The following is a 24,152-nucleotide window of genomic DNA, read 5'->3' on the forward strand; positions in this document are numbered from 1 at the left end:
GTCCCACAGCCCGAGGGGCGAGCCGGCAGGCTCGCCCTTTTCGATTCAACACCCAGACAACCCCGCACGTACAACCCGCCCGCACCCTGGCAAAGCCCCCAGGCACGACACAGGCAACCTCAAACACATCCGGATCGCACCCGCCCGTGGTTGCCGGCCCGGCGCCAGCGGCGCGCCACGCTACAATGTCTCTTTTGCGCCACGCCGCCTGTGTGGCTCGTCTCTGTCTGATCCATGACTGCCAAGCCTTCCGAGCGACCCGTTTCATCGAAATCCCCTCGCCCGCGCGAATCGCGTCTGTCGATGTTGCATCTCGCGCCTGAGTCGCTGGGCTTTGCGCTCGATTGTGCGGCGCAGGCCGTCGGCGCCGTGCGCCTCGGCGCCGCGCTGCCGGCCGCCCTGCAAAGCGTTTTCGTCTCCGCGCCTGAAGGTGCTGCCGCGCGCGGCGCGGTGCAGGACATCGCGTATCGAACAATGCGTCGTCTCGCCACCGCCGATGCGCTGATCGCACAGCTCGTGCGCAAGGCGCCTCCGCCGCACGTCGGCCACATGCTGGCATGCTCGCTGTCGCTGCTTGTCGACGAGGAAGAATCGGCCGCGTACACGCCGTTCACCGTTGTCGATCAGGCCGTCAACGCGATCGGTGCGCGCCGCGAGTTCGCGTTCGCGAAGGGACTCGTCAACGCGGTTTTGCGCCGCTTCCTGCGCGAGCGCGAAGGCCTGCTTGCGACCGTGCAGACCGACGACGTCGCCCACTGGAACTACCCGCAATGGTGGATCGACGCCGTCAGAAGCGCATGGCCGGACGACTGGGCGGCGATCCTTGCCTCCGGCAAGGAGCAGGGACCGCTGACACTACGCGTGAACGCGCGCCGTTCGACCGTTGCCGATTATCTGAAGGTGCTGGGCGAGCATCACATCACGGCGAGCGCGGCCGGCGAGCATGCGGTACGTCTCGATACACCCATGCCGGTCGACCGCATTCCGGGTTTCGATGAAGGCGTCGTCTCGGTGCAGGATGCCGGTGCGCAGCTCGCCGCGCAATCCCTCGGCGTGCAAAACGGCATGCGGGTACTCGATGCGTGCGCGGCGCCTGGCGGCAAGACCGGGCATCTGCTCGAACTCGCCGATATCGAACTGATCGCGCTCGAAAGCGATGCGTCGCGCGCGCGGCGCATCGGCGAAAATCTTCAGCGCCTGAATCTCGAAGCCGAAGTGCGCATCGGCGACGCCGGCGATCCCGCGAAGTGGCATGACGACCAGCCGTTCGACCGGATACTTGCTGACGTGCCGTGTTCGGCATCGGGCATCGTGCGACGGCATCCGGACATTCGCTGGCTGCGTCGCGCGAGCGATATTCCCGCGCTGGTTGCCGAGCAGCGGCGCATTCTCGAAGCGCTCTGGCCGCTCGTCAAACCCGGCGGCGAACTGCTTTACGTGACGTGCTCGATCTTCCCCGAAGAGGGCGAGTTGCAGGCGCAGTGGTTTGGAGGCAATCATCAAGATGCGGTACGATTGGACGCGCCGGGGCAGCTGTTGCCCAAGGTCGCCCGCGCGCAGGCCAGTTCGTCAGGCGCGCCGCGCGCCGGGCAGGACACCGACTTGAATTCAGACCACGACGGATTTTTCTACGCGCGCTTTCAGAAACGGTGACCATCAAACGCTTCTTCCCGCTTCGGCTCGCGGCCGTACTCTGGATTGCGCTGGCCGTTTGGCTGGGCACGGCCGAATCCGCGCGCGCCGACTCGATCGCCGTGCAGCGTGCATCGTTGCAGGCCGACGGCAGTGGCTGGAATCTCGACGCGCGTTTTGAATTCGACTTGAACAGCAATCTTGAAGACGCCGTCAACAAGGGCATTCCGCTCTACTTCACCACCGATTTCGAGCTCAGCCGCCCGCGCTGGTACTGGTTCGACGAGCAGCCGGTCAATGTTTCGCAAAGCATCCGTCTGTCGTTCCAGCCGCTCACGCGTGAATATCGCGTGTCGTCGGGTGGCCTTCAGCTTGGCTTCAGCACGCTGAAGGACGCGCTCTCGGTGATCAAGCATGTCACGTCGTGGCATGTGATCGACCGCAACGAGGTCAATGTCGGCGAGACGTATAACGCGTCGGTCCGCATGCAGCTCGATGTCGCGCTGATGCCGAAGCCGTTCCAGATCGACGCGGTCAACAACCGCGACTGGAATCTCTCTTCGGACTGGAAGCGCTTTACCTTTACGGTGACTGAACGTGCTAAATAAAGTGCGCCATGCCACGACCACCAGCATCACCGGACTCATCGTCCGCGTGCTGGTGTCGACGGTCGCCGTCACCGCTGTCCTGCTGCTCGTGCTGCTTGCGGCCGCGAGCGCGAACACCGAATTCTTCGATCGCTACTATCAGTGGCTGTACGCGGCGAACGTCGCGGTCGCGCTGATTTTCATGCTGATCGTCGCGGTGCTCGTCGTCGTGATCATCACGCGATTGCGTAAGGGCAAGTTCGGCACGCGGCTCCTCGCGAAGCTCGCGTTCTTTTTCGCGCTCGTGGGCGTCGTGCCGGGCGGGATCATCTACATCGTGTCGTACCAGTTCGTGTCGCGCAGCATCGAATCGTGGTTCGACGTCAACGTCGAAACGGCGCTCACGTCCGGTCTGAATCTGGGACGCGGCATGCTCGATGCATCGCTGTCCGATCTGCAGACGAAGGGCCGTCTGATGTCCGAGCAGCTGGCGAGCACCGGAGCGGGCAGTACGACGCTCACGCTGCTGCGTCTGCGCGACCAGTTTGGCGTGCAGGAAGCGCTCATCGTCGAGCCGGTGCGCAGCATGTCGGGCGCGACGCCGGACATGCACGTCGTCGCGCAGGCGTCGGGCAATTACGCGTCGCTGGTGCCGAACGATCTGCCCACGCTGCTCATGATCGACCAGGCGCGCGGCCGCGGCTTCGCCGCCATCGAAGGCGAAGTGGACGGCGATCCGAATCTGCGCGGCGCGAAGGGCGCGTTGCGTCTGCGCGTCGTGCAGCGCATTCCGGATTCGAACGCGGCGTTGCTGCAACCGGCCGAACGCTTCCTGCAGCTCACGGTGCCGGTTTCGCCGTCGCTCGCGCGTAACGCCGATGCCGTGCAGCGCGCCTATCGCGAGTATCAGGAAAAGGCGCTCGGGCGTACGGGGCTACGCAAGATGTACATCGGCACGCTGACGCTTGCGTTGTTCCTCGCCACCTTTATCGCGATGATGCTGGCGCTCGCGCTCGGCAACCAGCTCGCACGGCCGCTGTTCCTGCTCGCGCAAGGCACGAAGGAAGTGACCGAGGGCGACTACACGCCGAAGCGCGAAATCAAGTCGCGTGACGAACTCGGCTTCCTCACGCAGTCGTTCAACGCGATGACGCGCCAGCTTTCAGAGGCGCGCGCGGCGGTTGAGAACAACCGCATCGCACTCGAACATTCGAAGGCGTATCTGGAAAGCATTCTTGCGAACCTGACTGCAGGCGTTTTCGTATTCGACCGGCGCTTCCGGCTGACCACGGCGAACCGCGGGGCGGAGCGCATCTTCCGTCAGCCGTTCCAGCCGATGCTTGGCTCGCCGCTGGATCATATCGGCGTGCTCGACGAATTCGGCGCGATGGTGCGCAAGGCGTTTGCCGATCGCGAGGCGGCGAGCGGTGACGGACACGGTCACGGTCAGGACGATCGTGGGCACTGGCAGCAGCAGGTATCGGTTCAGGTGGCCGGCGAAGCTGAACCGTTGACGCTGCTGGTGCGCGGCGCGCGGCTCGTCGCGGCTACCGATGGCGACGCGCAGGATGCGCAGACGTCCGGCTACGTGGTCGTGTTCGACGACATATCGGACGTGATCTCGGCGCAGCGTTCGATCGCGTGGGGCGAAGTCGCGCGGCGGCTCGCGCACGAGATCAAGAATCCGCTGACGCCGATCCAGCTTTCCGCGGAGCGCTTGCAGATGAAGCTCGCCGACAAGCTCGCGCCGTCCGACGCCGACGTGCTCAAGCGCGGCGCGACCACGATCGTGAACCAGGTCGCCGCGATGAAACAGATGGTCGACAGTTTCCGCGATTACGCGCGCACGCCGCCGGCGGTGCTCGCGAATCTGCAGCTCAACGATCTCGTGAGCGAAGTGCTCACGTTGTACGGCATCGAGGAAGGCAAGAGTGCGATCGAAGTGGAACTCGGTGCGCATCTTCCGGTGATTCGCGGCGATGCGACGCAATTGCGCCAGGTGATCCACAATCTGTTGCAGAACGCGCAGGACGCAGTGGCCGACGTCGAGCATCCCCATGTGGTGCTCGAGACGCGGACAGTAGAATATGGCGATCCCGATGCAGAAGGGAAAGCGGGTGTCGCGGTGCGTCTGACTGTCTCGGACAACGGTCCGGGCTTCTCCGCCCGCATTCTCACGCGCGCTTTCGAACCATACGTGACGACCAAGGCCAAAGGAACAGGTCTTGGTCTTGCCATGGTCAAGAAGATCGTCGACGAACACGGCGCGCGAATCGACATTCGCAACCGCATGAAAGCGGGCGATGTGGTCGAGGGCGCGCAGATTTCGATACTTTTCCTTCAAATGGCAGACGATGCGGCGGCGCCGGACGCGGGGCCACACGGCACGCATGGCGACGCATTGCAGGGAACGACAAAAGCAACCGTGCAGACAAGGGCAGCGTAAATGGCAACCATCCTGGTGGTAGATGATGAAATGGGCATCCGGGAATTGCTCTCGGAGATCCTGAGCGACGAAGGGCACGTCGTGGAAGCTGCGGAAAATGCGCAGGAGGCGCGTGATTTCCGTCTGCGTCAGGCGCCGGATCTCGTGCTGCTCGACATCTGGATGCCGGATACCGATGGCGTCACGTTGTTGAAAGAGTGGGCCGCGCAAGGGCAACTGACGATGCCTGTGATCATGATGTCCGGTCACGCGACGATCGACACCGCGGTCGAGGCCACGCGCATCGGCGCGCTCAATTTCCTCGAGAAACCGATTGCCTTGCAGAAACTGCTGAAAGCGGTCGAGCAGGGTCTTGCGCGCGGCAACGCGGCGCCCGCCGCCGGCGGCGTGGTGGCGAAACCCGCGGTGCCCGCGGGCATGTCGATGGTGGCTTCGGCGGCCGCACTGCCGATGCTTTCCGGCGACAGCATGATCGGCAGCGCACTGCCGGCGCAGACGGCGTCGATTTCGTTCGACATTCCGCTGCGCGATGCGCGTGACGCCTTCGAACGCGCTTACTTCGAATATCATCTCGCGCGCGAAAACGGCAGCATGACGCGCGTCGCGGAGAAAACCGGGCTGGAACGCACGCACCTGTATCGCAAGCTGAAGCAGCTCGGCGTCGACCTTGGCAAGAACAAGAGCGAATAAGGCCGGCCATACGCCATCCCGATAAATTTCATCAAGGGACTTGAGGCGGCCTGCCCACTTTGATATACTTTCGCTTCTTCGTTGGCCCGGTAGCTCAGTTGGTAGAGCAGCGGATTGAAAATCCGCGTGTCGTTGGTTCGATTCCGACCCAGGCCACCAGAATTTAGCCCCAGGAAAATCGCAAGATTCCTGGGGCTTTCTGTTTTTGGTGTCCCAATGGAGCGTCGGCGGGACGGGTTTGCGGCAGGCGGCGCTGTCAGCGGCAGGCGGCGGTGCATGATAAAATCGCGCCAGTTCAAGGACTTGCCACGTTCGACTGACAAGTCCTTTTTCGTTTCAGGCAGCCTGTGGCCTGGCATTTCGCGCCAATGACCGGCGGTCGATGCCTCCGGAACGTGCTGGATTGCGGGGTTGCGGTGAACGGCGTGAGCGTCCCGGATTGCGCGGCGCGCGCCACGCGCAAAAGAAAGCCAACGGGTGGCGATGAGCGGTATAAGCGCCAGCGACGCTGCGTGCGAAAGGCGCGGCCTATACTGCCTGAGACCGGCCCCATCGGGCGCCGGCTCGACATTGACCCAGCCTCGGCCATGCGTTGCCCTGCTGTTGCACACACCGCACAGCGCGACGCGGGCACTCATCAATCACGGAGTTTCACGGTGACCCGGACAGACGCTAAACGCAGCGCCCTCGTGCTCTTCTCCGGTGGTCAGGACTCGGCCACCTGCCTCGCATGGGCGCTCGAACGATACGAAACAGTCGAGACGCTCGGCTTCGATTACGGTCAGCGGCATCGCGTCGAACTGGAATGCCGCGAGGGGTTTCGCAGCGCGGTCGCGCGCGAATTTCCCGCGTGGAGCGAGCGGCTCGGCGACGATCACATGATTGATCTCGGCGTGCTCGGCGCGATCAGCGATACCGCGATGACGCGCGAGATCCAGATCGAAGCCGCCGCAAGTGGCCTGCCGAATACGTTCGTGCCCGGCCGCAATCTGATGTTCATGACGATCGCCGCGGCCATTGCGTATCGTCGCGGATTGCAGGTGCTGGTGGGTGGAATGTGCGAAACGGATTTTTCGGGCTATCCCGATTGCCGCGACGACACGATGAAAGCACTGCAGGTTGCGCTGAATCTCGGCATGGACAGCCGTTTCCTGCTCGAAACACCGCTGATGTGGCTCGACAAGGCCGACACCTGGCGGCTCGCGCTGGAGCTGGGCGGCGAAGCGCTCGTCGAGCTGATCCGGGTCGAGACGCACACGTGCTATGTCGGCGAGCGCGCCGAACTGCACAAGTGGGGTTTCGGCTGCGGCGAATGTCCGGCGTGCAAATTGCGCAAGCGCGGCTATGAAGCGTATCTCGCCGGCGAGAAAGTAACGGAACCGGTTTAACCGCCGCGCAGCAAGGCGCGACAACGCCCGCGCAGCACAGGCAGTCAACACATTCAGGATATTCAGGCAGAAAGCAGCATGACGTACGCGGTCAAGGAAATCTTCTACACATTGCAGGGCGAGGGCGCGAATGCCGGGCGCCCGGCCGTGTTCTGCCGCTTCGCCGGCTGCAATCTGTGGTCGGGCCGCGAGGAAGATCGCGCCGACGCCGTGTGCCGCTTCTGCGATACGGATTTCGTCGGCACCGACGGTGAGAACGGCGGCAAATTCCGCGCGGCGGATGAACTGGTCGCGAAGATTGCGTCGCTGTGGCCGGAAGGCGAAGGGCAGCGCTTTGTCGTGTGTACCGGCGGTGAACCGATGCTGCAGATCGACCCGCCGTTCGTCGATGCGCTGCACGCCGCCGGCTTCGAAATCGCGATCGAAACCAACGGCTCGCTGCCCGTGCTGGACACCATCGACTGGATCTGCGTGAGCCCGAAAGCCGACGCGCCGCTCGTCGTCACGAAGGGCAACGAGCTGAAGGTCGTCGTTCCGCAGGACAACCAGCGCCTCGCCGACTACGCGAAGCTCGATTTTGACTATTTCCTCGTGCAGCCGATGGACGGTCCGTCGCGCGATATCAACACGAAGCTCGCGATCGACTGGTGCAAGCGCCATCCGCAATGGCGCCTGTCGATGCAAACCCACAAGTATCTGAACATTCCCTGATCCGCCGTGCTGACGATTACCCGAAAACTCGAATTCGATGCGGGCCACCGCATTCCCGATCACCGCAGCCAGTGCCGTAACCTGCACGGCCACCGGTATGTGCTCGAAATCACGCTGCAAGGCGATCTCGTCGATACGGAAGGTGCGCCGGATCGCGGCATGGTGATGGATTTCGCCGACGTGAAGTCGCTCGCGAACCAGCATCTCGTGGACCTGTGGGACCACGCGTTTCTCGTCTACGCAGGCGACACGCAGGTGCGCGGCTTCCTCGAAACGATGCCTGGCCACAAGACGGTCGTGCTCGACCGCATTCCGACCGTCGAAAATCTCGCCGCCGTCGCGTTCGATATTCTCGCGAACGTCTACGATGCGCATTACGGCGTGAACCTGCGGCTGCACAAGGTGCGGCTTTACGAAACGCCTAACTGCTGGGCTGACGTCGTTCGCGACTGAACGGGCGCGTTATTGTCACGGTATGATCGCGGCGTAACCAGCCGGAGCGAGACATGCCGTACACCACACCGACAAGCGGGCGCGACCGCCGCCGCGCCGACGTCGAATCCAGTGCTTCCCGCCGCCCCGCGCGTCGTGAGGGAGCACCGCGATGAGCACGTTCACCAATCCTCTCAAGCTACGCCTGAAAGAACCGGATCCGCTGTTCGGATTGTGGCTTTCGCTCGGCAGCGATTCCGCCGCCGAAGCGCTCGCGCACGCGGGCTTCGACTGGCTCCTGATCGACATGGAGCACTCGCCGAACGACAGCGTCGATGTCACCGGCCAGTTGCGCGCGATTGCTGCGGCGCATCTTCCGACTGAACCCGTCGTGCGTCTGCCGGCGAGCGAGGCGTGGCTCGTCAAACGCGTGCTCGACGCGGGCGCGCGCACGTTGATGTTTCCGAATATCGAAACGGCTGAAGAAGCGGCGCAGGCCGTGCGTCTGACGCAATACCCGGTTGCCGGCGGCGACGGCCTGCGTGGCGTCGCGGGCGCGGTGCGCGCGGCGGCGTACGGCATGCGGCGCGACTACGTGCAGAACGCGAATGCGCAGATCGCGACGATCGTGCAGATCGAGTCGGCGCACGCCGTCGACAATATCGAGCAGATCGCGGCCACGCCCGGTATCGACTGCCTGTTCATCGGACCAGCCGATCTCGCCGCGAGCCTCGGCCATCTCGGCGACTCGAAGCATCCGGAGGTCATCGCTGCCATCGCGCGTGTCACCGCGGTCGCGCATCGCGCGAAGGTGGCGACGGGCATCTTCGCCATGGATGTCCTGAGTGCGCGGCAGTATCGCGCCGAAGGTTTCCGCTTTATCGCGCTCGCCGCGGACGTCATGTGGATGTTGCGCGCGACGCGCCAGGCGCTGCAGGAGGTGCGTTCATGATCCGCGTTTCATTGCCTGCATGGCTGGCACTCGCCGCGACCGTTGCAGTACTCGCGACACCGATGCAGGCCCATGCGCAGACGGTCGTCTCGCCCAGGGCCGCGGAAGCCGAGACGCAGACGGCTGTCGCCGACTACAACGCGGGCAACTTCGGACCGGCGCTCGCTGAATTCCGCAAGGCTGCGCAGCACGGCAGCCGCCTCGCCGAATTCAACTACGCGATGATGCTGCTGAACGGCGAAGGTACCGCACCCGATGTCGACGAAGGCAAGAAGTGGTTGCGCAAGGCCGCCGACGCGAACATGTCGCACGCGCAGTATGTGTACGGAAAGATGTACGACGATGGCGAATTCGTCAGCCGCGATCCGTCGGAGGCGCACACATGGTTTTTGAAGGCGGCAAAGCAGGGACACGTGCAGGCCGAACTGGCCCTTGCAAACCAGTTCCTGGACGGTCGCGGTACCGCGCGCGACAACCAGCAGGCGTTCATCTGGTACAAGAAAGCGGCCGAAGGCGGCGATATGACCGCGCAGTACGTGACGGGCTCATTTTATGAGCGTGGGGGCGATGGCGTCGACCGTAACCTGAATGTCGCGCGGGCCTACTACGCGGCAGCCGCGGCGCAGGGCGATCCGGCGGCGCGCCTGAAATACCAGCAGCTCACCTCGCAGCTTCAGCAGGAACACGAGGCGAAACCGCAGTAGCGCGATTCGCGGCGGCCGGCATTCGCCAGCCGCCGCGTGCATCGCCTGTCAACGACAGATTAGCTCTTCATCAATCGTTTCTGTCGCGCGACGCTCATGATGAGCCCGGTCGCGATGCCGAGCGTAATCAACGCCGTTCCGCCGTAACTCATGAACGGCAACGGTACGCCGACAACCGGCAGAATTCCGCTCACCATTCCGATATTCACGAACGCGTAGGTGAAAAACGCCATCGTCAGGGAACCGGCGAGCAGCCGGCCAAACAGCGTCGCCCCGTTCGCCGCGATGTAGAGCCCGCGCGCGATCAGCAGCATGTAAAGCGTCAGTAGCACGATGCCGCCGGCGAGTCCGAATTCCTCCGAAAACACCGCGAAAATGAAGTCGGTGTGCTTTTCCGGGATGAATTCGAGGTGAGCCTGGGTGCCCTTCATCCAGCCCTTGCCGGTTGCGCCGCCGGAGCCGATCGCAATCACCGCCTGGATGGTGTGGAAGCCCTTGCCGAGCGGATCCGAGGTCGGATCGAGCAGTGTGCAGATACGGTGCTTCTGGTAATCGTGCATCAGCGGCCACGTGACTTCCGGCTGGCAGATCCTGTTCTGGAACACGGCGATCGAACCCACCGCGATCACGGCGGCAATCAGCACCGGCACGATCAGCTTGAAACTCAAACCCGCGAAGTAAATGACGAAGAGACCCGCGGCAAACACGAGCACGGCCGTGCCGAGGTCCGGCTGTTTCGCGATCAGTCCGACGGGAATCACGAGGATCAGCAGGCCGACCGCGTAGTCGAACCAGCGCATCACCCCTTCGCGCTTCTGGTAGTACCACGCGAGCATCATCGGCGTCGCGATCTTCATGATCTCGGACGGCTGGATCACCACGCCGACGTTGATCCAGCGCTTCGCGCCCTTGCGCGTCAGCCCGAACATCGCCACGGCAACCAGCAGCGCGATGCCAAATGTATAGAGCGGCAGCGCAAAGCGCATCAACGTGGTGGGCGGCACGGTGGCGAGCGCCCACATCAGGACGAACGTCAGCATGATGTTGCGTAGCTGGTCTTCGACCTTGCCGGGCATGTCGAGCGTCGCGCTATACAACGTCACGATGCCGACGCACAGCAACAGAAAAACGATCAGCGCCAGCGGCTTGTCGAAGCCGAGGAACATGCTCTTGAGGCGATCGAGCCAGGCGCGCTTGTCGAATTGCATGCCGCTTTCCTTTATTCGTCCATGCCGCCGGTGGCCGGCTGATTCGGCGATGCCGGCGCGATGCCGGTGTCGCGCGAGGGCGCGGCCGCCGTCGTCGGTGTTTCGCTGGCCGGGCGCGATGGATGCGGCGTCTTGCGGGCCGGTTTCACAGCGTCGGAAGCGGAAATTGCATCGGTCGCGGAAGCGCTTTTACGGGCGGCGCGTGCCGCCTTCGACGCCGATGCCGCCAGCGGCTTCGCCGCATCAGCCGCCGTGGATGCCGGCGACGCCCCGGAAGCCGCTCCCGCCGCATCGGGCTTCGGCTTCACCGGCGCGCCCGGAGGCGGCGGCAGCGGCGTATAGCCTGCCGCGACCCGGGTCGGCGTGGCGACATCCGGCGCTGGCGACGCCTCACCGATGACCGGTGCCGACGCGTCCTCCGTTGCCGACGCCGCCGCTTCGATGGCGGCCGCTTCCGCGCCTGGTTTCGCGCGGTCGACGAGGTAATAGTCGAGCACGCGACGCGCGATCGGCCCCGCGACCTGCGCGCCCCAGCCGCCGTTTTCGACGATCAGCGCCACTGCGATGCGCGGATGATCGGCCGGTGCGAACGCGATAAAGAGCGCGTGGTCGCGCAGATGCTCGGCGAGCGCGTGACCGTGGTATTTCGCGCCCTGCAGCGAGAACACCTGCGCCGTGCCGGTCTTGCCGGCCGCCAGATACGCCGCGTTGCGGAACACCTGATATGCGGTGCCCGACGGATTCGTCGTCACGTTTTCCATCCCGCGCTTGACGACGTCGATGTCCTGCTGCGCGACGTTGATGCGGCCATCGTCCTTCGGCACCGTCAGGCGCGTGGCGTGCGTGATCGGATTCTCGATCTCTTTCACGAGGTGAGGCTTCATCAGCACGCCGTTGTTGGCGAGCGTCGCGGTGGCGTGCGCGAGTTGCAGGATCGTGAACGAGTTGTAGCCCTGGCCGATGCCGAGACTGATCGTTTCGCCTTCATACCAGCGCTGCTGTTCCGGCTTGCGATACGCCTTGCGCTTCCATTCGGTCGACGGCAGGATGCCGCGCGCCTCGCCGGAAATGTCGATGCCGGTGATCTGCCCGAAGCCCCACGGCTTCATGAAGTTGGCAATCGCGTTCACGCCCAGATCGTGCGCGAGCATGTAGAAATACGTGTCGTTCGACACCATGATCGCGCGGTTCATGTCGATCCAGCCCTGGCCTTGCGGCACGTCGTTGCGGAACGTGTGGCCGGCGAAGGTGTACGAACCCGGATCCTGGAAGCCCCAGCCCGGCGTGCGCTTGTGCAGGGTGAGCGCGGCGAGCGCCATGAACGGCTTGTACGTCGACCCCGGCGGATACGTGCCGTGTAATGGACGGTTCAGCAATGGGTGATCCGGCGAATTGTTCAGCTCGTCCCAGGTCTGCTGGTCGATGCCGTCGACGAACGAGTTCGGATCGAAACTCGGCGCCGACACGAATGCGAGCACGTCGCCCGTCGACGGCTCGATGGCGACGAGTGCGCCGCGCCGGCCCGCGAATGCCTGCTCCGCGACCTGCTGCAGGCCGATATCCAGCGACAGCACGAGGTTGTTGCCCGGCGTCGCCTGGGTACGCGACAGCGTGCGAACCGGACGGCCGCCGGCGGTCACTTCCACTTCCTCGAAACCCGTCAGGCCGTGCAGTTCGGTCTCGTAACTCTGCTCGACGCCGATCTTGCCGATGTAGTCCGTGCCCTTGTAGTTGTTGGCGTCGAGACGCGGATCGTAGTGGTCGGAATCCGTGTCGTTCTGGTCGCTGACGTCGTCGATGCGTTCCTGGTCGCGCTGCGAAATCCGCCCGATATAGCCGATCACGTGCGCCGCCGTCGGACCCAGCGGATATTGACGGAACAGGCGCGCGCGCACTTCGACGCCCGGAAAACGGAAACGTTGCGCGGTGAAACGCGCGACTTCCTCGTCGGTGAGACGCGTGCGGATCGGCAGGCTCTCGAAGTTCTTTGAGTCTTCCTGCAGCTTCTTGAAGCGGCGACGGTCGCGCGCATCGATCGGGATGACCGTCGAGAGGTTGTCGATGACGTTTTCCAGCGAGTCGTTCAGCTTCGACGGGGTGATTTCGAGCGTGTAGGCCGAGTAGTTCTTCGCCAGCACGATGCCGTTACGGTCGGTGATGATGCCGCGGTTCGGCACGATCGGCGCGACGGAAATACGGTTTTCGTCGGCTTGCAGCGAATATTTGCTGTAGTGCCAAACCTGCAGGAACAGGAAACGAAAACCGATCAGCCCGAAGCAGATGAACACGAACACACCCGCTGCGGCGACCCGCAGGCGGAACTTCGAAAGTTGCTGTTGTGTGTCGTTGAATTCGGTCATGCGCGTGTGGAATGGGCCGACGGGCGGCCGTCAGGAAAAGCGTGCCCGCGGGCAATGGCGGGCGGAAAATCTAAACGTGGCGCGTCCGGCCGGCGGGATGAATACGTGTTCAATCGGGCTCCCGGCGCGCGGTGCGACCTAGATGGGCCGGGTATCGTCCGGATCGGCGGGGCGGCGCTGCGGCATCAACAACAATACGCTTGCGATGGGCCAAAGTGCAGCTTCGACGAAGCCGTCGATCAGATAACCCCATCCGGGGAATGCGGCGCCCGTCAAAAGACGGATCACGAACGGCACGATCTGCGCGCCGACCAGCAGCGGCATGACCGCGAACGCCTGAATGCCGATCGACATCCACAGCACGCGGCGGTGAATCGTGATCGCGCCATACGACAGCACGGTATAGGCGAGCGCGTGTTCGCCGAGCAGGCTCGCGTTGTGCACGTCCATCAACAGGCCGAGGAAAAACGCGATGCCCATGCCGACCTTGCGCGGCTGGTGGACGTTCCAGAACAGCAGCACCAGCGCGACGAAGTCGGGCACGCCGATCATCCGTCCCCACGGCATCAGGTTCAGCAGGAAGGCGGCGGCGAGACTGAACGCGATGAAGTACGGATTGACCGGCTGCAGAATGTATTGCGGGCGGTTCATGGCTTCGTCCCCTGCACACTCTTTTCGGCCTTTTCGGCCTTTTCGGCCTTTTCGGTCTTTTCGCCTGTCCTGGCGCTGGCGGTTGCCGAAGCTGGCTGCGCGGCCCGTGCGTTTTTCCCGGCGGCCCGAGTGGCGGGTTTTTCAGCCGGCTTTTCCGTAGCTTTGTCCGCGCTCTTTTCACCGGTTTTTTCCGGTGCTTTCGCCGCGCCCGCGCTCTTTTCCGTGGCCTTGTCGGTCGGTTTTGCGTTGCGCTTCGCCTTCGCTTCTTTTGCGGCGGCGACGGGATCAGGTTCCGGAGGGCGTGGCGGAACGTCGTTCACGTAATGCAGCACGAGCAACTGACGCGCTCCGCGCACCTGTGCGACCGGTACGCAGACCACGCGGGCGAACGCGGTGTCCGCCTGCTTGTCGACGCGCACCACCTTCGCAACCGGCAGACCCGGCGGATACACGCCGTCGAGGCCGCTTGTGACGAGTTCGTCGCCGGCCAGCACGTCGGCGCTGATCGGCACGAAGCGCAGATCGAGCGAATCGCCCTTCGGCGTGCCGTAGATCACGCTGCGCAGGCCCGTGCGCACGATCTGGACGGGCACGGCCTGATCCTTGTCGGTGAGCAGCGTGACTTCCGACTGCAGCGGGAACACGCGCGTGACCTGTCCGATGACGCCGTCTTCGTTGACGACCGGCGAACCGTCTTTCACGCCCTGCTGCGAGCCGCGCCCGATCACGACCTTCTGCGTGAACGGATCGCGCGTGTCGTACTGGATTTCGGCCGGCGTGGATTGCGTGGTGCTGCGCTGCGACAGTTCGAGCAGCGCGCGCAGATGGCTGTTTTCAGCGCCGAGTTCGGCGGCCAGGTTGGCCTGTTGCGACAACTGGAGGTTTTTCGCGCGCAGCCTGTCGTTCTCGCTGCGCAGCGTGGTGCTGCTCACGGCGAGGTCGGCTGCGCCCATGAACAGGTCGCGCGGCACGAGCGCCGCGCGTTGCAACGGATAAAGGCCCGCACCGAGGACGCCGCGAACGATCTCAAGGGTTCGGAAGCGTGCGTCGGAGATCAGCAAGGCGAGCGCCAGCACGACGAAGAAGATCAGCCGTGCGAGTGCCGACGGGCCTTGCCTGAACAGGGGCGGCGGACTGTATTCCATGGTCGGCGCCGGGGGCGTGAGCGTGTTGGGTGAGACTGCGGCGCGTCAGATCGGCGCCTGGCGGGCGGCGACGGCAGCTGGCAACGCCAGCCGTTGGGTCCGCGCCGCTTTCATCAATTTAGACCCGCTTACTCGTAGGAAAAGATGCTGCCGAGCTTGTCCATGCGCTCGAGCGCCATACCCGAGCCGCGCACGACGCACGTCAGCGGGTCTTCGGCGACGAGCACCGGCAAGCCGGTTTCTTCCGCGAGCAGACGGTCGAGATCGCGCAGCAGTGCGCCACCGCCCGTCAGCATCATGCCGCGTTCGGCGATGTCGGCGCCGAGTTCCGGCGGGGTCTGTTCCAGCGCGATCTTCACCGACGACACGATCTGGTTCAGCGGATCGGTGAGGGCTTCCAGGATCTCGTTGCTTGAAATCGTGAAGCTGCGCGGAATCCCTTCCGACAGGTTGCGGCCCTTCACTTCCATTTCCTTGACTTCGGAACCCGGGAACGCGGAGCCGATTTCCTTCTTGATGGCTTCGGCCGTTTGCTCGCCGATCAGCATGCCGTAGTTGCGGCGGATGTAGTTGACGATGGCTTCGTCGAACTTGTCGCCACCGACGCGCACCGAACCCTTGTACACGATGCCGCCGAGCGAGATCACGCCGACTTCCGTCGTGCCGCCGCCGATGTCGACGACCATCGAGCCGGTGGCTTCCGACACCGGCAGGCCGGCGCCAATTGCCGCGGCCATCGGTTCTTCGATGAGGTAGACCTGCGAGGCGCCCGCGCCGTGCGCGGCTTCCTTGATCGCGCGGCGCTCGACCTGGGTCGAGCCGCACGGCACGCAGATGATGATGCGCGGCGACGGCGAGAACATGCGCGATTCGTGGGCGGTCTTGATGAACTGCTTGATCATCTGCTCGGTGACGGTGAAGTCGGCGATCACGCCGTCCTTCATTGGCCGGATCGCCTCGATGTTGCCCGGTACCTTGCCGAGCATCTGCTTGGCTTCCTTGCCGACCGCCTGAATTGTTTTCTTGCCGTTCGGACCGCCTTCCTGGCGGATCGACACCACGGAGGGTTCATCGAGAACGATGCCTTTGCCGCGCATATAGATGAGCGTATTGGCAGTACCGAGGTCAATGGCCAGATCGTTGGAAAAGTAGCTGCGCAAAAAACCGAACATTCAAAAATCCTGTCTCGCTGGGGGCCGGGCCTCGCATCGTACGCGCAGGACGGCAGCGGAAAAAATAACAGCTTCAGGTCGGGCGGGAACATGCCACAGAAGCCTGAAACTGCGAGGGGAATCTACCGGAGACCGAAACAAGGCCATACGGTTCACTGGAAAATGTCCGGTAAGGCCTTGGTAAGTCAGACCGGGTTTGGGTCGAACGCGTAATGATACCTTATAATTTTGGATGTTTTGGAGGAAACGGACGGTACTTTTCGCCGTCGCCAGGCCCTTTTCGAGGGCGCGCTCCAATGTCGTAACTCTCTGTCGCAGCACTCTTTTTCCGCACTGCGCCAGTCCACGTCTCTTTCCGGTGACCGCATGGCTCTGACCCTGACCGATGTGAAACGCATCGCACACCTCGCGCGGCTCGAATTGCCCGATGCCGACGCGGAGCACACGCTTGCCCAGCTCAACGATTTTTTCGGCCTCGTCGAGCAGATGCAGGCCGTCGACACCACCGGCATCGCGCCGCTCGCGCACCCGATCGAGCAGATCGAGGACGTCGCGCTGCGCCTGCGCGACGACGCCGCCACCGAGGTCGTGCGCCGCGACGAATTCCAGCGCCCGGCTCCGGCCGTGCAGGAAGGGCTGTATCTGGTGCCGAAGGTTCTCGAATAGGCGCTGGCCGTGCGCCCGCGTGAGGCGGGCACCCATGGCACGGCAGGCCGGCGGGCAGCCGGACGCCTTCACGACAGCGCAACGCGCTGCCGCGCTTTCCAGGAATAAACGCAATGCATGAAAAAAGTTTGATCGAACTGCGCGCCGCGCTCGATGCGAAGGAATGCTCCGCCGTCGAACTCGCGCAGACGTATCTGCAACGCATCGAAGCCGCGAAGAGCCTGAACGCGTTCATCCAGGTCGATGCCGATCTGACACTGGCGCAGGCCAAAGCCGCCGACGCGCGTCTCGCCGCGGGCAACGCAGGTCCGCTGACGGGCCTGCCCATCGCGCACAAGGACGTGTTCGTGACGCGTGGCTGGCGCTCGACCGCCGGCTCGAAGATGCTCGAGAACTACCAAAGCCCGTTCGATGCGACCGTCGTCGACCGGCTGGCGCGCGCGGGCATGGTGTGCGTCGGCAAGACGAACATGGACGAATTCGCGATGGGTTCGTCGAACGAAAACTCGCACTTCGGCCCCGTGCAGAACCCGTGGGACCGCAAGGCCGTGCCGGGCGGCTCGTCGGGCGGCTCAGCCGCGGCGGTCGCAGCGCGCCTCGCGCCCGCCGCGACGGGTACGGATACCGGCGGCTCGATCCGCCAGCCGGCGTCGTTCACGGGCATCACCGGCATCAAGCCGACGTACGGCCGCGTGTCGCGTTACGGGATGATCGCTTTTGCGTCGTCGCTGGATCAGGGCGGTCCGTTCGCGCAGACCGCGGCCGACTGCGCGACGCTGCTTACCGCAATGGGCGGCTTCGACGAGCGCGATTCCACCAGCCTCACGCGCGACGACGAAGACTACACGCGCTACCTCGGCAGCACGTGGGCCGCAGACGCAGGCGCAGCCAGGCCGCTCGCCGGCCTGCGTATCGGCCTGCCGAAGGAATACTTCGGCGCGGGTCTCGCCGATGACGTCCGCGCGTCGATCGACGCCGCGCTGAAGCAGTACGAAGCACTGGGCGCGACGCTCGTCGACGTGTCGCTGCCGAAAACCGAGCTGTCGATTCCCGTGTACTACGTGATCGCGCCGGCGGAAGCGTCGTCGAACCTGTCGCGTTTCGATGGCGTGCGTTACGGCCATCGCGCGGCGCAGTATCGCGACCTGCTCGACATGTACAAGAAGTCGCGCGCCGAAGGGTTCGGTCCGGAAGTGAAGCGCCGCATTCTGGTCGGCACGTACGTGCTGTCGCACGGTTACTACGACGCGTACTACCTGCAGGCCCAGAAGATCCGCCGCATCATCGCGCAGGACTTCCAGGAAGCGTTCAAACAGTGCGACGTGATCATGGGCCCGGTGTCGCCGTCGGTCGCGTGGGATCTCGGCGCGAAGGGCGACGATCCGGTGCAGATGTACCTCGCGGACATCTACACGCTGTCGGTGAGCCTCGCGGGGCTGCCCGGCATGAGCGTGCCGTGCGGTTTCGGCACGGGCGCGAATGCAGCGCGTCCGGTCGGTCTGCAGATCATCGGCAACTATTTCAGCGAAGCCCGCATGTTGCAGATCGCCGACGCGTTCCAGCGCGCGACCGGCTGGCATCGTCAAACCCCGGCAGGAGTGTGAATCCATGACCACGCAATGGGAAGTCGTTATCGGTCTTGAGACGCACGCGCAGTTGTCGACCGTCTCGAAGATTTTTTCTGCCGCATCCACGCAGTTCGGCGCCGCGCCGAACACGCAGGCCGCACCCGTCGATCTTGCGCTGCCGGGCACGCTGCCGGTGATGAACCGCGGCGCCGTCGAGCGCGCGATCCAGTTCGGTCTCGCGATTGGCGCGACGGTCGCGCCGCGCAGCATCTTCGCGCGCAAGAATTATTTCTATCCCGATCTGCCGAAGGGCTATCAGATCAGCCAGTACGAAATTCCGGTCGTGCAGGGCGGACAGATCACGATCCAGGTGCCCGCGAATGAAAAAGCAGGCAAGCCGGCGTATGAAAAAACCGTCAACCTGACGCGCGCCCACCTCGAGGAAGACGCGGGCAAGTCGCTGCACGAAGATTTTGCCGGCATGACGGGCATCGATCTGAATCGTGCCGGCACGCCGCTGCTCGAAATCGTCACCGAGCCGGAAATGCGCAGCGCCGCCGAAGCGGTCGCATACGCGAAAACGCTGCACACGCTCGTCGTGTGGCTGGGCATCTGCGACGGCAACATGCAGGAAGGCTCGTTCCGTTGCGACGCGAACGTGTCGGTGCGTCCGGTCGGTCAGGAGAAGTTCGGCACGCGCGCCGAGATCAAGAACCTGAACTCGTTCCGCTTCCTCGAAGAAGCGATCCAGTACGAAGTGCGCCGCCAGATCGAGCTGATCGAAGACGGCGGCACGGTGGTGCAGGAAACGCGTCTGTACGATCCGGACAAGCGCGAAACGCGTTCGATGCGCAGCAAGGAAGACGCGCACGATTACCGCTATTTCCCCGACCCCGACCTGATGCCGCTGATGATCGACGCAGCGTGGATCGAGCGTGTGAAGCGCACCCTGCCGGAGTTGCCGGAAGCAATCCAGGCGCGCTTTGTCGAGCAATACGGTCTCACGCCGTATGACGCCGGTGTGCTGACGTCGAGCAAGGCGAGCGCCGCGTACTACGAGGCGCTCGTCGCGAAACTCGGCGCGGCGCAGGCGAAGGTCGCGGCGAACTGGCTGAACGGCGAAGTGTCGTCGCAGCTGAACCGCGAAGGGCTCGACATCGCACAAAGCCCTGTTTCGGCCGCGCAGCTCGCGCTGCTGCTGCAACGCATCGCCGACGGCACGATTTCCAACAAGATCGCGAAGGAAATCTTCCTCGCGATCTGGGAAGAAAAAGCCACCGACGAAGCCGCCGCGGATCGCATCATCGAAGCAAAGGGCCTCAAGCAGATTTCGGACGTTGGCGCGCTCGAAGCGATCATCGACGAAGTCCTCGCCGCGAACGCGAAGTCGGTTGAGGAATTCCGCGCCGGTAAGGAAAAGGCGTTCAACGCGCTGATCGGTCAGGCGATGAAAGCCACGAAGGGCAAGGCCAATCCGCAACAGGTCAACGATCTGCTGAAGAAGAAGCTGGGCTGATCTGAAGTAAAGGTGTCGCGGGGGCGTTTCATGCAGTCGGGAAACGCCGCCGGTCATGACGGGCTGTTGCCGGACGAAGGTTGAGGCAGCGGCCCGTTTCCTTTTGTCGACGCCCAATCGACGTCGTCAGCAAAGAGATCCACATGGCAAAAAAACCTGAACTGGATGATTTTCGCGTTCCGTTTTTCGACGATAAGGGCAAGCCGGCGAAGTTCTCGCCTGGCGAGTTCGATCCCGGCGCGAAGCCCTTTTCGAGCGGCACGAAAGAAGGCGACCGCGAGCGTCTCGCGGTAATCGGCGCGCTGCTCGACGGCCTGCAGGAGCGTTTGCACGCGCAGCGCGTTCGACGCGTCCTGCTCGTGCTGCAGGGCATGGACACGAGTGGCAAGGACGGCACGATCCGCGCGGTTTTTCGCGAGGTCGATCCGCTTGGGCTGCGCATCGTGCCGTTCAAGGCGCCGACGCCCGTCGAAGCGGCGCATGATTTTCTGTGGCGCGTCCACGCGCAGGCGCCGGCTGCCGGCGAGCTGACGATCTTCAACCGCAGCCATTACGAAGACGTACTGGTGCCCGCGGTGCTTGGCGACATCGACGCCGACGAATGCGCGCGCCGCTATCGACACATCCGCGAATTCGAAGCGCTGCTTGCCGACAGCGGCACGACCCTCATCAAATGCATGCTGCACATTTCGAAGGACGAGCAGAAGAAGCGCCTGCAGGCGCGCATCGACGATCCGACGAAGCACTGGAAATTCGATGTCGCTGATCTCGATGCACGCAAGTTGTGGGACAAATACCAGAACGCCTATCAGGACGCGCTCGCCGCGACCTCGACTGACTACGCGCCGTGGTACGTGATTCCGGCCGATTCGAAGACGCACCGCAACCTGATGATCGCCGAGCTGCTGTTGCGCGCGTTCGAAGGATTGAAGCTTGAGTTTCCGCCGGCCAAAGACTCGCTGAAGGGCCTGAAAATCGAATGACGCCAGTTTTAGCCGGCGTGCTGCCAACCATCAAACAAAAGGAAACGACATGTTGCGTGTGATTACCGCCAATCTCAACGGCATCCGCTCGGCGGCCAAAAAAGGTTTCTTCGACTGGTTCCGCGACCAGAACGCCGATGTGCTCTGCGTGCAGGAAATCAAGTGCTCGCAGGACGACATGACGCCTGAATTTCTCGCGCCGCACGGCTACACGGGCTACTTCCAGCACGCGGTGAAAAAGGGCTACAGCGGCGCGGGCGTGTACACGCGCGTCGAACCGGACGAAGTCGTGATCGGTTTCGGCAGCGAAGAGTTCGACGCCGAAGGGCGTTATGTCGAAGTGCGTTTCGGCAATCTGTCGGTGATTTCTGTGTATGTGCCGTCGGGGTCGAGCGGCGAGGAGCGGCAACTGGCGAAATACCGCTTCATGGACGTGTTCATGCCGCACCTCGACGCATTGCGCCAGGAGCGCGAAGTGATCGTGTGCGGCGACGTGAACATCGTGCACAAGGAAATCGACATCAAGAACTGGAAGGGCAACCAGAAGAATTCAGGCTGCCTGCCGGAGGAGCGCGCGTGGCTCACGAAGCTGTTCGACGAAGTGGGCTACGTCGACGTGTTTCGCACGCTCGATCCGCGCCCGGAGCAGTACACGTGGTGGAGCAATCGCGGTCAGGCGTATGCGAAGAACGTGGGGTGGCGGATCGACTATCAGATCGCGACGCCGGGCATTGCCGGCCGGGCGAAGCGCACGGAGGTGTTCCGCGACATCAAGTTCAGCGACCACGCGCCGCTGACTGTCGATTACGATCGTCCGGCCTGACGTATCGGGAGGCGGTAACGCGTTTTATTCGGTCGCGAATTTGTGCTTCGGGCGGCCGATGCCGGCGTAATCCGGCAATGCGTCGACTGTTTTGCCGATCGCCTTCGCGTAGAGCGGCAGCATGTCGGGCAGGCGTTTCATGATGTCGGCGCGCCGCGCCGGCGTATACGGATGCACGTAGATGAAGCCCTGCTCGCGGTTTTTGCGCGTTGCTGCCGCGAGCTTGTCCCATAGTGTGATGGCGGCGCGCGGATCGAAACCCGCGCGTGACGCGATGTCGCTGCCGATCACGTCGGCCTCGGTTTCGTCCGTGCTCTCGTATTTCATTTCGAGCAGTTGCGTGCCGATGCCAAGCGGCGCTTCACCAAGATCGGCCAGGCCGAAGAGCTGCGGGATCGGCCCGGAACTGAGCTGCGCGGCCTGCTGTTCGCCGAGCCGCTCGCGCGCGTGTTCGCGCAGTGCGTGCGCGATTTCGTGGCCGAGCAGCATGCCAAGCTCGTTGTCGTTCAGGCGCACGCGGTCCAGCAGGCCGCCATACACCACCACCTTGCCGCCCGGCAGACAGTACATCCGGATATCCGGTGACTTCACGACCGCGACATCCCACTTCCAGTTTTTCGCGCGCTCGTTCCACTTCAGCGAGAACGGAATCAGTTGATCCATGGTCGTGCGCACGCGTTTGACGCGAGCGTCCGTCGCGGGATAGAGCTTGTTGGCGTGGCTGGCGCCGCGCGCGATTTCGTCGAATTCGGCCGACGCCTGCGATTCGAGCATCGCCGACGGAATCAGATTGCGGAACACCGCCGGACTGCCGCCGAAACGGATCGACTGGCTCGGGCCGTATACGCTTTGGTGACTGGAGGGGGCCGTAGCGCCCGGCGCTGAAGCGCTGGAAGCGCCGGTTGCAGCGGAAGCGCCCGAAACCGGCGTCGTGGCCACGGCTGCCCTTGACGCGGGCGCGCTGGCCGCGTCCGCTGCGCTGACGGTTGCGTTGGCGGGCGCATCGGCGGCGAGCGCCTGATGCGCCGGAAACAGCGTCAGACCCGCGCTCACGCAGACGCCCACGCGCGCCGCGAATGCGGTGCGTCGGAACATCGTGAGCAGCGGGGCGGACGCGATCACGACTGCGTTCTCCAGGGAGCGATCCGGAACAAAAGTAACATGCCGGGCACGGCGAGCGCCGTACACACGATGAAGTACGTGAACCAGCCGATCTCGGCGACCACATAACCGCTGGCCGCCGAAGCCAGAGTGCGCGGCACCGAGGCGAGGCTCGTGAAGAGCGCGAACTGGGTGGCGGTATAGCGTGGATCGGTAGTGCTGGCGATATACGCGGTGAAGGCCGCCAGCGTCAGGCCGGTCGCGAAGGTTTCGAAGCCATAGACGAGCGCGAGCGCGACCAGACGCGGATCGAGCTGGACGGTCCAGTCGATGCCGACCCACGACAACAGCTTCGTTGTGCCCTGACCCGTCGTCACGGCGAAATCGTAGATCGCGGCCAGCGCGTGCGACGCGGGGCCAAGCTGCGCAAGCCACGCAAAGCCGAGCGTCGACACCATCTGCAGCAGGCCGAAGATCCACAGGCCGCGGCCGATGCCGATCTTCATCAGCCACACGCCGCCGACAATGCCACCCGCCAGGCTCGCGCCGAACGCGGTCGTCTTCGCGATCACGCCGATCTGCGTGCGCGAAAAGCCGATATCGAGGAAGAACGACGTGGACAGCGTGGTCGCCATGACGTCGCCGAGCTTGTACAGGAAGATGAAGCCGAGCACGAACAGCGCGCCTTTCCAGCCATCACGCAGGATGAATTCGCGAAATGGCAGCACGATCGCGTCGCGCAGGTTCTTCGGCGGCGCGCCGTGTACTTCGGGCTCGCTGACGAGCAGGGCCATTACCATCCCCGGCAGCATGAACGCCGCGGTGACGATAAAGACGGTGGTCCACGGCAGATGGTCCGACAGGATCAGCGCGAGCGAACCCGGCACCAGCGCCGCGATCTTGTATGCGTTCACGTGGACGGCGTTGCCGAGACCCTGCTGCGTATCAGTCAACAGTTCGCGCCGGTAGGCGTCGATCGCGATGTCCTGGCTCGCGCCGAAGAACGCGACCAGCGCGGTCAGCGCGGCAACCGTCCAGATCGAGTCGCGCGGCGACACGAAGCCGAGCATCGCGATCGCGCCCGCGACCAGAATCTGCGTGACGAGCATCCAGCCGCGCCGCCTGCCCGGGCGCCAGCCCGGCAGATGCGGCAGATAACGGTCCATCAGCGGCGCCCAGACGAATTTCCACGTGTACGGAAACTGGATCAGCGCGAAGAGGCCGATTTCCTTCAGGTTGACGCCTTCGGAGCGCAACCAGGCCTGGACAAGATAGACGAGCGTGAAAAGCGGCAACCCCGACGTAAAGCCGAGGAAGACGCATATCAGCATGTGTCGGTTGAAAAACGCACGCCAGCCGGGGTGGTCTTCGTGAGCGGAAAGTGCAGGCGCCTCGTGTGGCGGGTTCGACATGTGGA

21 protein-coding genes and 1 tRNA gene are annotated in these 24,152 nt (G+C 63.9%); 15 read left to right on the top strand and 7 right to left on the bottom strand.

Annotated elements, in window-relative coordinates:
• Positions 1–234 precede the first annotated feature (234 nt).
• From rsmB to LPA34_RS16620, 10 genes are all read left to right on the top strand, one after another.
• Positions 235–1,653, top strand: a complete 1,419-nt coding sequence (rsmB, locus tag LPA34_RS16575; RefSeq protein WP_228980052.1) for a 16S rRNA (cytosine(967)-C(5))-methyltransferase RsmB — start codon at positions 235–237, stop codon at positions 1,651–1,653.
• Positions 1,650–2,240: a DUF4390 domain-containing protein gene (locus LPA34_RS16580; RefSeq protein WP_228980053.1), complete on the top strand. Its 591-nt coding sequence runs from the start codon at positions 1,650–1,652 to the stop codon at positions 2,238–2,240. The genes rsmB and LPA34_RS16580 overlap by 4 nt, the downstream gene beginning before the upstream one ends.
• On the top strand, positions 2,230–4,665 hold the full coding sequence (locus LPA34_RS16585) for a sensor histidine kinase (protein WP_228980054.1): 2,436 nt from the start codon (positions 2,230–2,232) through the stop codon (positions 4,663–4,665). The genes LPA34_RS16580 and LPA34_RS16585 overlap by 11 nt, the downstream gene beginning before the upstream one ends.
• On the top strand, positions 4,666–5,355 hold the full coding sequence (esaR, locus tag LPA34_RS16590) for a response regulator transcription factor EsaR (RefSeq protein WP_228980055.1): 690 nt from the start codon (positions 4,666–4,668) through the stop codon (positions 5,353–5,355).
• A gap of 83 nt (positions 5,356–5,438) precedes the next feature.
• Positions 5,439–5,514, top strand: a tRNA-Phe gene (locus LPA34_RS16595).
• A gap of 497 nt (positions 5,515–6,011) precedes the next feature.
• Entirely contained in the window at positions 6,012–6,743 is a 732-nt protein-coding gene (gene queC, locus LPA34_RS16600; RefSeq protein ID WP_228980057.1) for a 7-cyano-7-deazaguanine synthase QueC, read from the top strand.
• A 78-nt stretch (positions 6,744–6,821) separates the two neighbouring features.
• On the top strand, positions 6,822–7,454 hold the full coding sequence (gene queE, locus LPA34_RS16605) for a 7-carboxy-7-deazaguanine synthase (protein WP_228980059.1): 633 nt from the start codon (positions 6,822–6,824) through the stop codon (positions 7,452–7,454).
• A gap of 9 nt (positions 7,455–7,463) precedes the next feature.
• Positions 7,464–7,907 carry a 6-carboxytetrahydropterin synthase QueD gene (gene queD / locus LPA34_RS16610; RefSeq protein WP_228980228.1) on the top strand — a complete coding sequence of 148 codons (444 nt, stop codon included), beginning with the start codon at positions 7,464–7,466 and terminating at the stop codon, positions 7,905–7,907.
• A gap of 151 nt (positions 7,908–8,058) precedes the next feature.
• Positions 8,059–8,838, top strand: a complete 780-nt coding sequence (locus tag LPA34_RS16615) for an HpcH/HpaI aldolase family protein (RefSeq protein ID WP_228980061.1) — start codon at positions 8,059–8,061, stop codon at positions 8,836–8,838.
• Positions 8,835–9,542, top strand: coding sequence for a tetratricopeptide repeat protein (locus LPA34_RS16620; protein WP_411179001.1), 708 nt, complete (start codon positions 8,835–8,837; stop codon positions 9,540–9,542). The genes LPA34_RS16615 and LPA34_RS16620 overlap by 4 nt, the downstream gene beginning before the upstream one ends.
• Positions 9,543–9,601: 59 nt before the next feature.
• Here the strand turns inward: LPA34_RS16620 and rodA are convergent, their stop codons facing one another.
• From rodA to LPA34_RS16645, 5 genes are all read right to left on the bottom strand, one after another.
• The gene (gene rodA / locus LPA34_RS16625) at positions 9,602–10,750 is read right to left on the bottom strand and encodes a rod shape-determining protein RodA (protein WP_228980063.1); all 1,149 of its coding nucleotides are present in this window, start codon (positions 10,748–10,750) and stop codon (positions 9,602–9,604) included.
• An 11-nt stretch (positions 10,751–10,761) separates the two neighbouring features.
• Positions 10,762–13,110, bottom strand: a complete 2,349-nt coding sequence (mrdA, locus tag LPA34_RS16630) for a penicillin-binding protein 2 (protein WP_228980065.1) — start codon at positions 13,108–13,110, stop codon at positions 10,762–10,764.
• 138 nt (positions 13,111–13,248) lie between these two features.
• Positions 13,249–13,761: a rod shape-determining protein MreD gene (mreD, locus tag LPA34_RS16635; RefSeq protein WP_228980067.1), complete on the bottom strand. Its 513-nt coding sequence runs from the start codon at positions 13,759–13,761 to the stop codon at positions 13,249–13,251.
• Positions 13,758–14,906, bottom strand: a complete 1,149-nt coding sequence (mreC, locus tag LPA34_RS16640; RefSeq protein ID WP_228980069.1) for a rod shape-determining protein MreC — start codon at positions 14,904–14,906, stop codon at positions 13,758–13,760. The genes mreD and mreC overlap by 4 nt, the downstream gene beginning before the upstream one ends.
• A 128-nt stretch (positions 14,907–15,034) precedes the next feature.
• Positions 15,035–16,078 carry a rod shape-determining protein gene (locus LPA34_RS16645; protein WP_004189550.1) on the bottom strand — a complete coding sequence of 348 codons (1,044 nt, stop codon included), beginning with the start codon at positions 16,076–16,078 and terminating at the stop codon, positions 15,035–15,037.
• A gap of 366 nt (positions 16,079–16,444) precedes the next feature.
• Between LPA34_RS16645 and gatC the strand changes: the two genes are divergently transcribed.
• From gatC to LPA34_RS16670, 5 genes are all read left to right on the top strand, one after another.
• Positions 16,445–16,744, top strand: coding sequence for an Asp-tRNA(Asn)/Glu-tRNA(Gln) amidotransferase subunit GatC (gene gatC / locus LPA34_RS16650; protein ID WP_228980074.1), 300 nt, complete (start codon positions 16,445–16,447; stop codon positions 16,742–16,744).
• A 113-nt stretch (positions 16,745–16,857) separates the two neighbouring features.
• Complete coding sequence (gene gatA / locus LPA34_RS16655; RefSeq protein ID WP_228980075.1) at positions 16,858–18,348, top strand: Asp-tRNA(Asn)/Glu-tRNA(Gln) amidotransferase subunit GatA; 1,491 nt, start codon at positions 16,858–16,860, stop codon at positions 18,346–18,348.
• A 4-nt stretch (positions 18,349–18,352) separates the two neighbouring features.
• Complete coding sequence (gene gatB, locus LPA34_RS16660) at positions 18,353–19,828, top strand: Asp-tRNA(Asn)/Glu-tRNA(Gln) amidotransferase subunit GatB (RefSeq protein WP_228980077.1); 1,476 nt, start codon at positions 18,353–18,355, stop codon at positions 19,826–19,828.
• Between the two features lie 143 nt (positions 19,829–19,971).
• A complete protein-coding gene (locus LPA34_RS16665) occupies positions 19,972–20,811 on the top strand; it encodes a PPK2 family polyphosphate kinase (protein ID WP_228980080.1) in 840 nt (279 codons plus the stop codon).
• Between the two features lie 49 nt (positions 20,812–20,860).
• Positions 20,861–21,634, top strand: coding sequence for an exodeoxyribonuclease III (locus tag LPA34_RS16670; RefSeq protein ID WP_228980081.1), 774 nt, complete (start codon positions 20,861–20,863; stop codon positions 21,632–21,634).
• A gap of 24 nt (positions 21,635–21,658) precedes the next feature.
• On the opposite strand, the gene LPA34_RS16675 is transcribed toward LPA34_RS16670, so the two are convergent.
• Both LPA34_RS16675 and LPA34_RS16680 read right to left on the bottom strand, forming a co-directional pair.
• Entirely contained in the window at positions 21,659–22,756 is a 1,098-nt protein-coding gene (locus LPA34_RS16675; protein WP_228980083.1) for a M48 family metallopeptidase, read from the bottom strand.
• Positions 22,753–24,147 (bottom strand): AmpG family muropeptide MFS transporter, encoded by a 1,395-nt coding sequence (locus LPA34_RS16680; RefSeq protein ID WP_228980085.1) that lies wholly within the window; start codon positions 24,145–24,147, stop codon positions 22,753–22,755. Before LPA34_RS16680 ends, LPA34_RS16675 begins: the two co-directional genes overlap by 4 nt.
• Positions 24,148–24,152 lie beyond the last annotated feature (5 nt).

Source organism: Paraburkholderia gardini (genome assembly GCF_907164575.1).
Taxonomy (GTDB): Bacteria; Pseudomonadota; Gammaproteobacteria; order Burkholderiales; family Burkholderiaceae; genus Paraburkholderia; species Paraburkholderia gardini.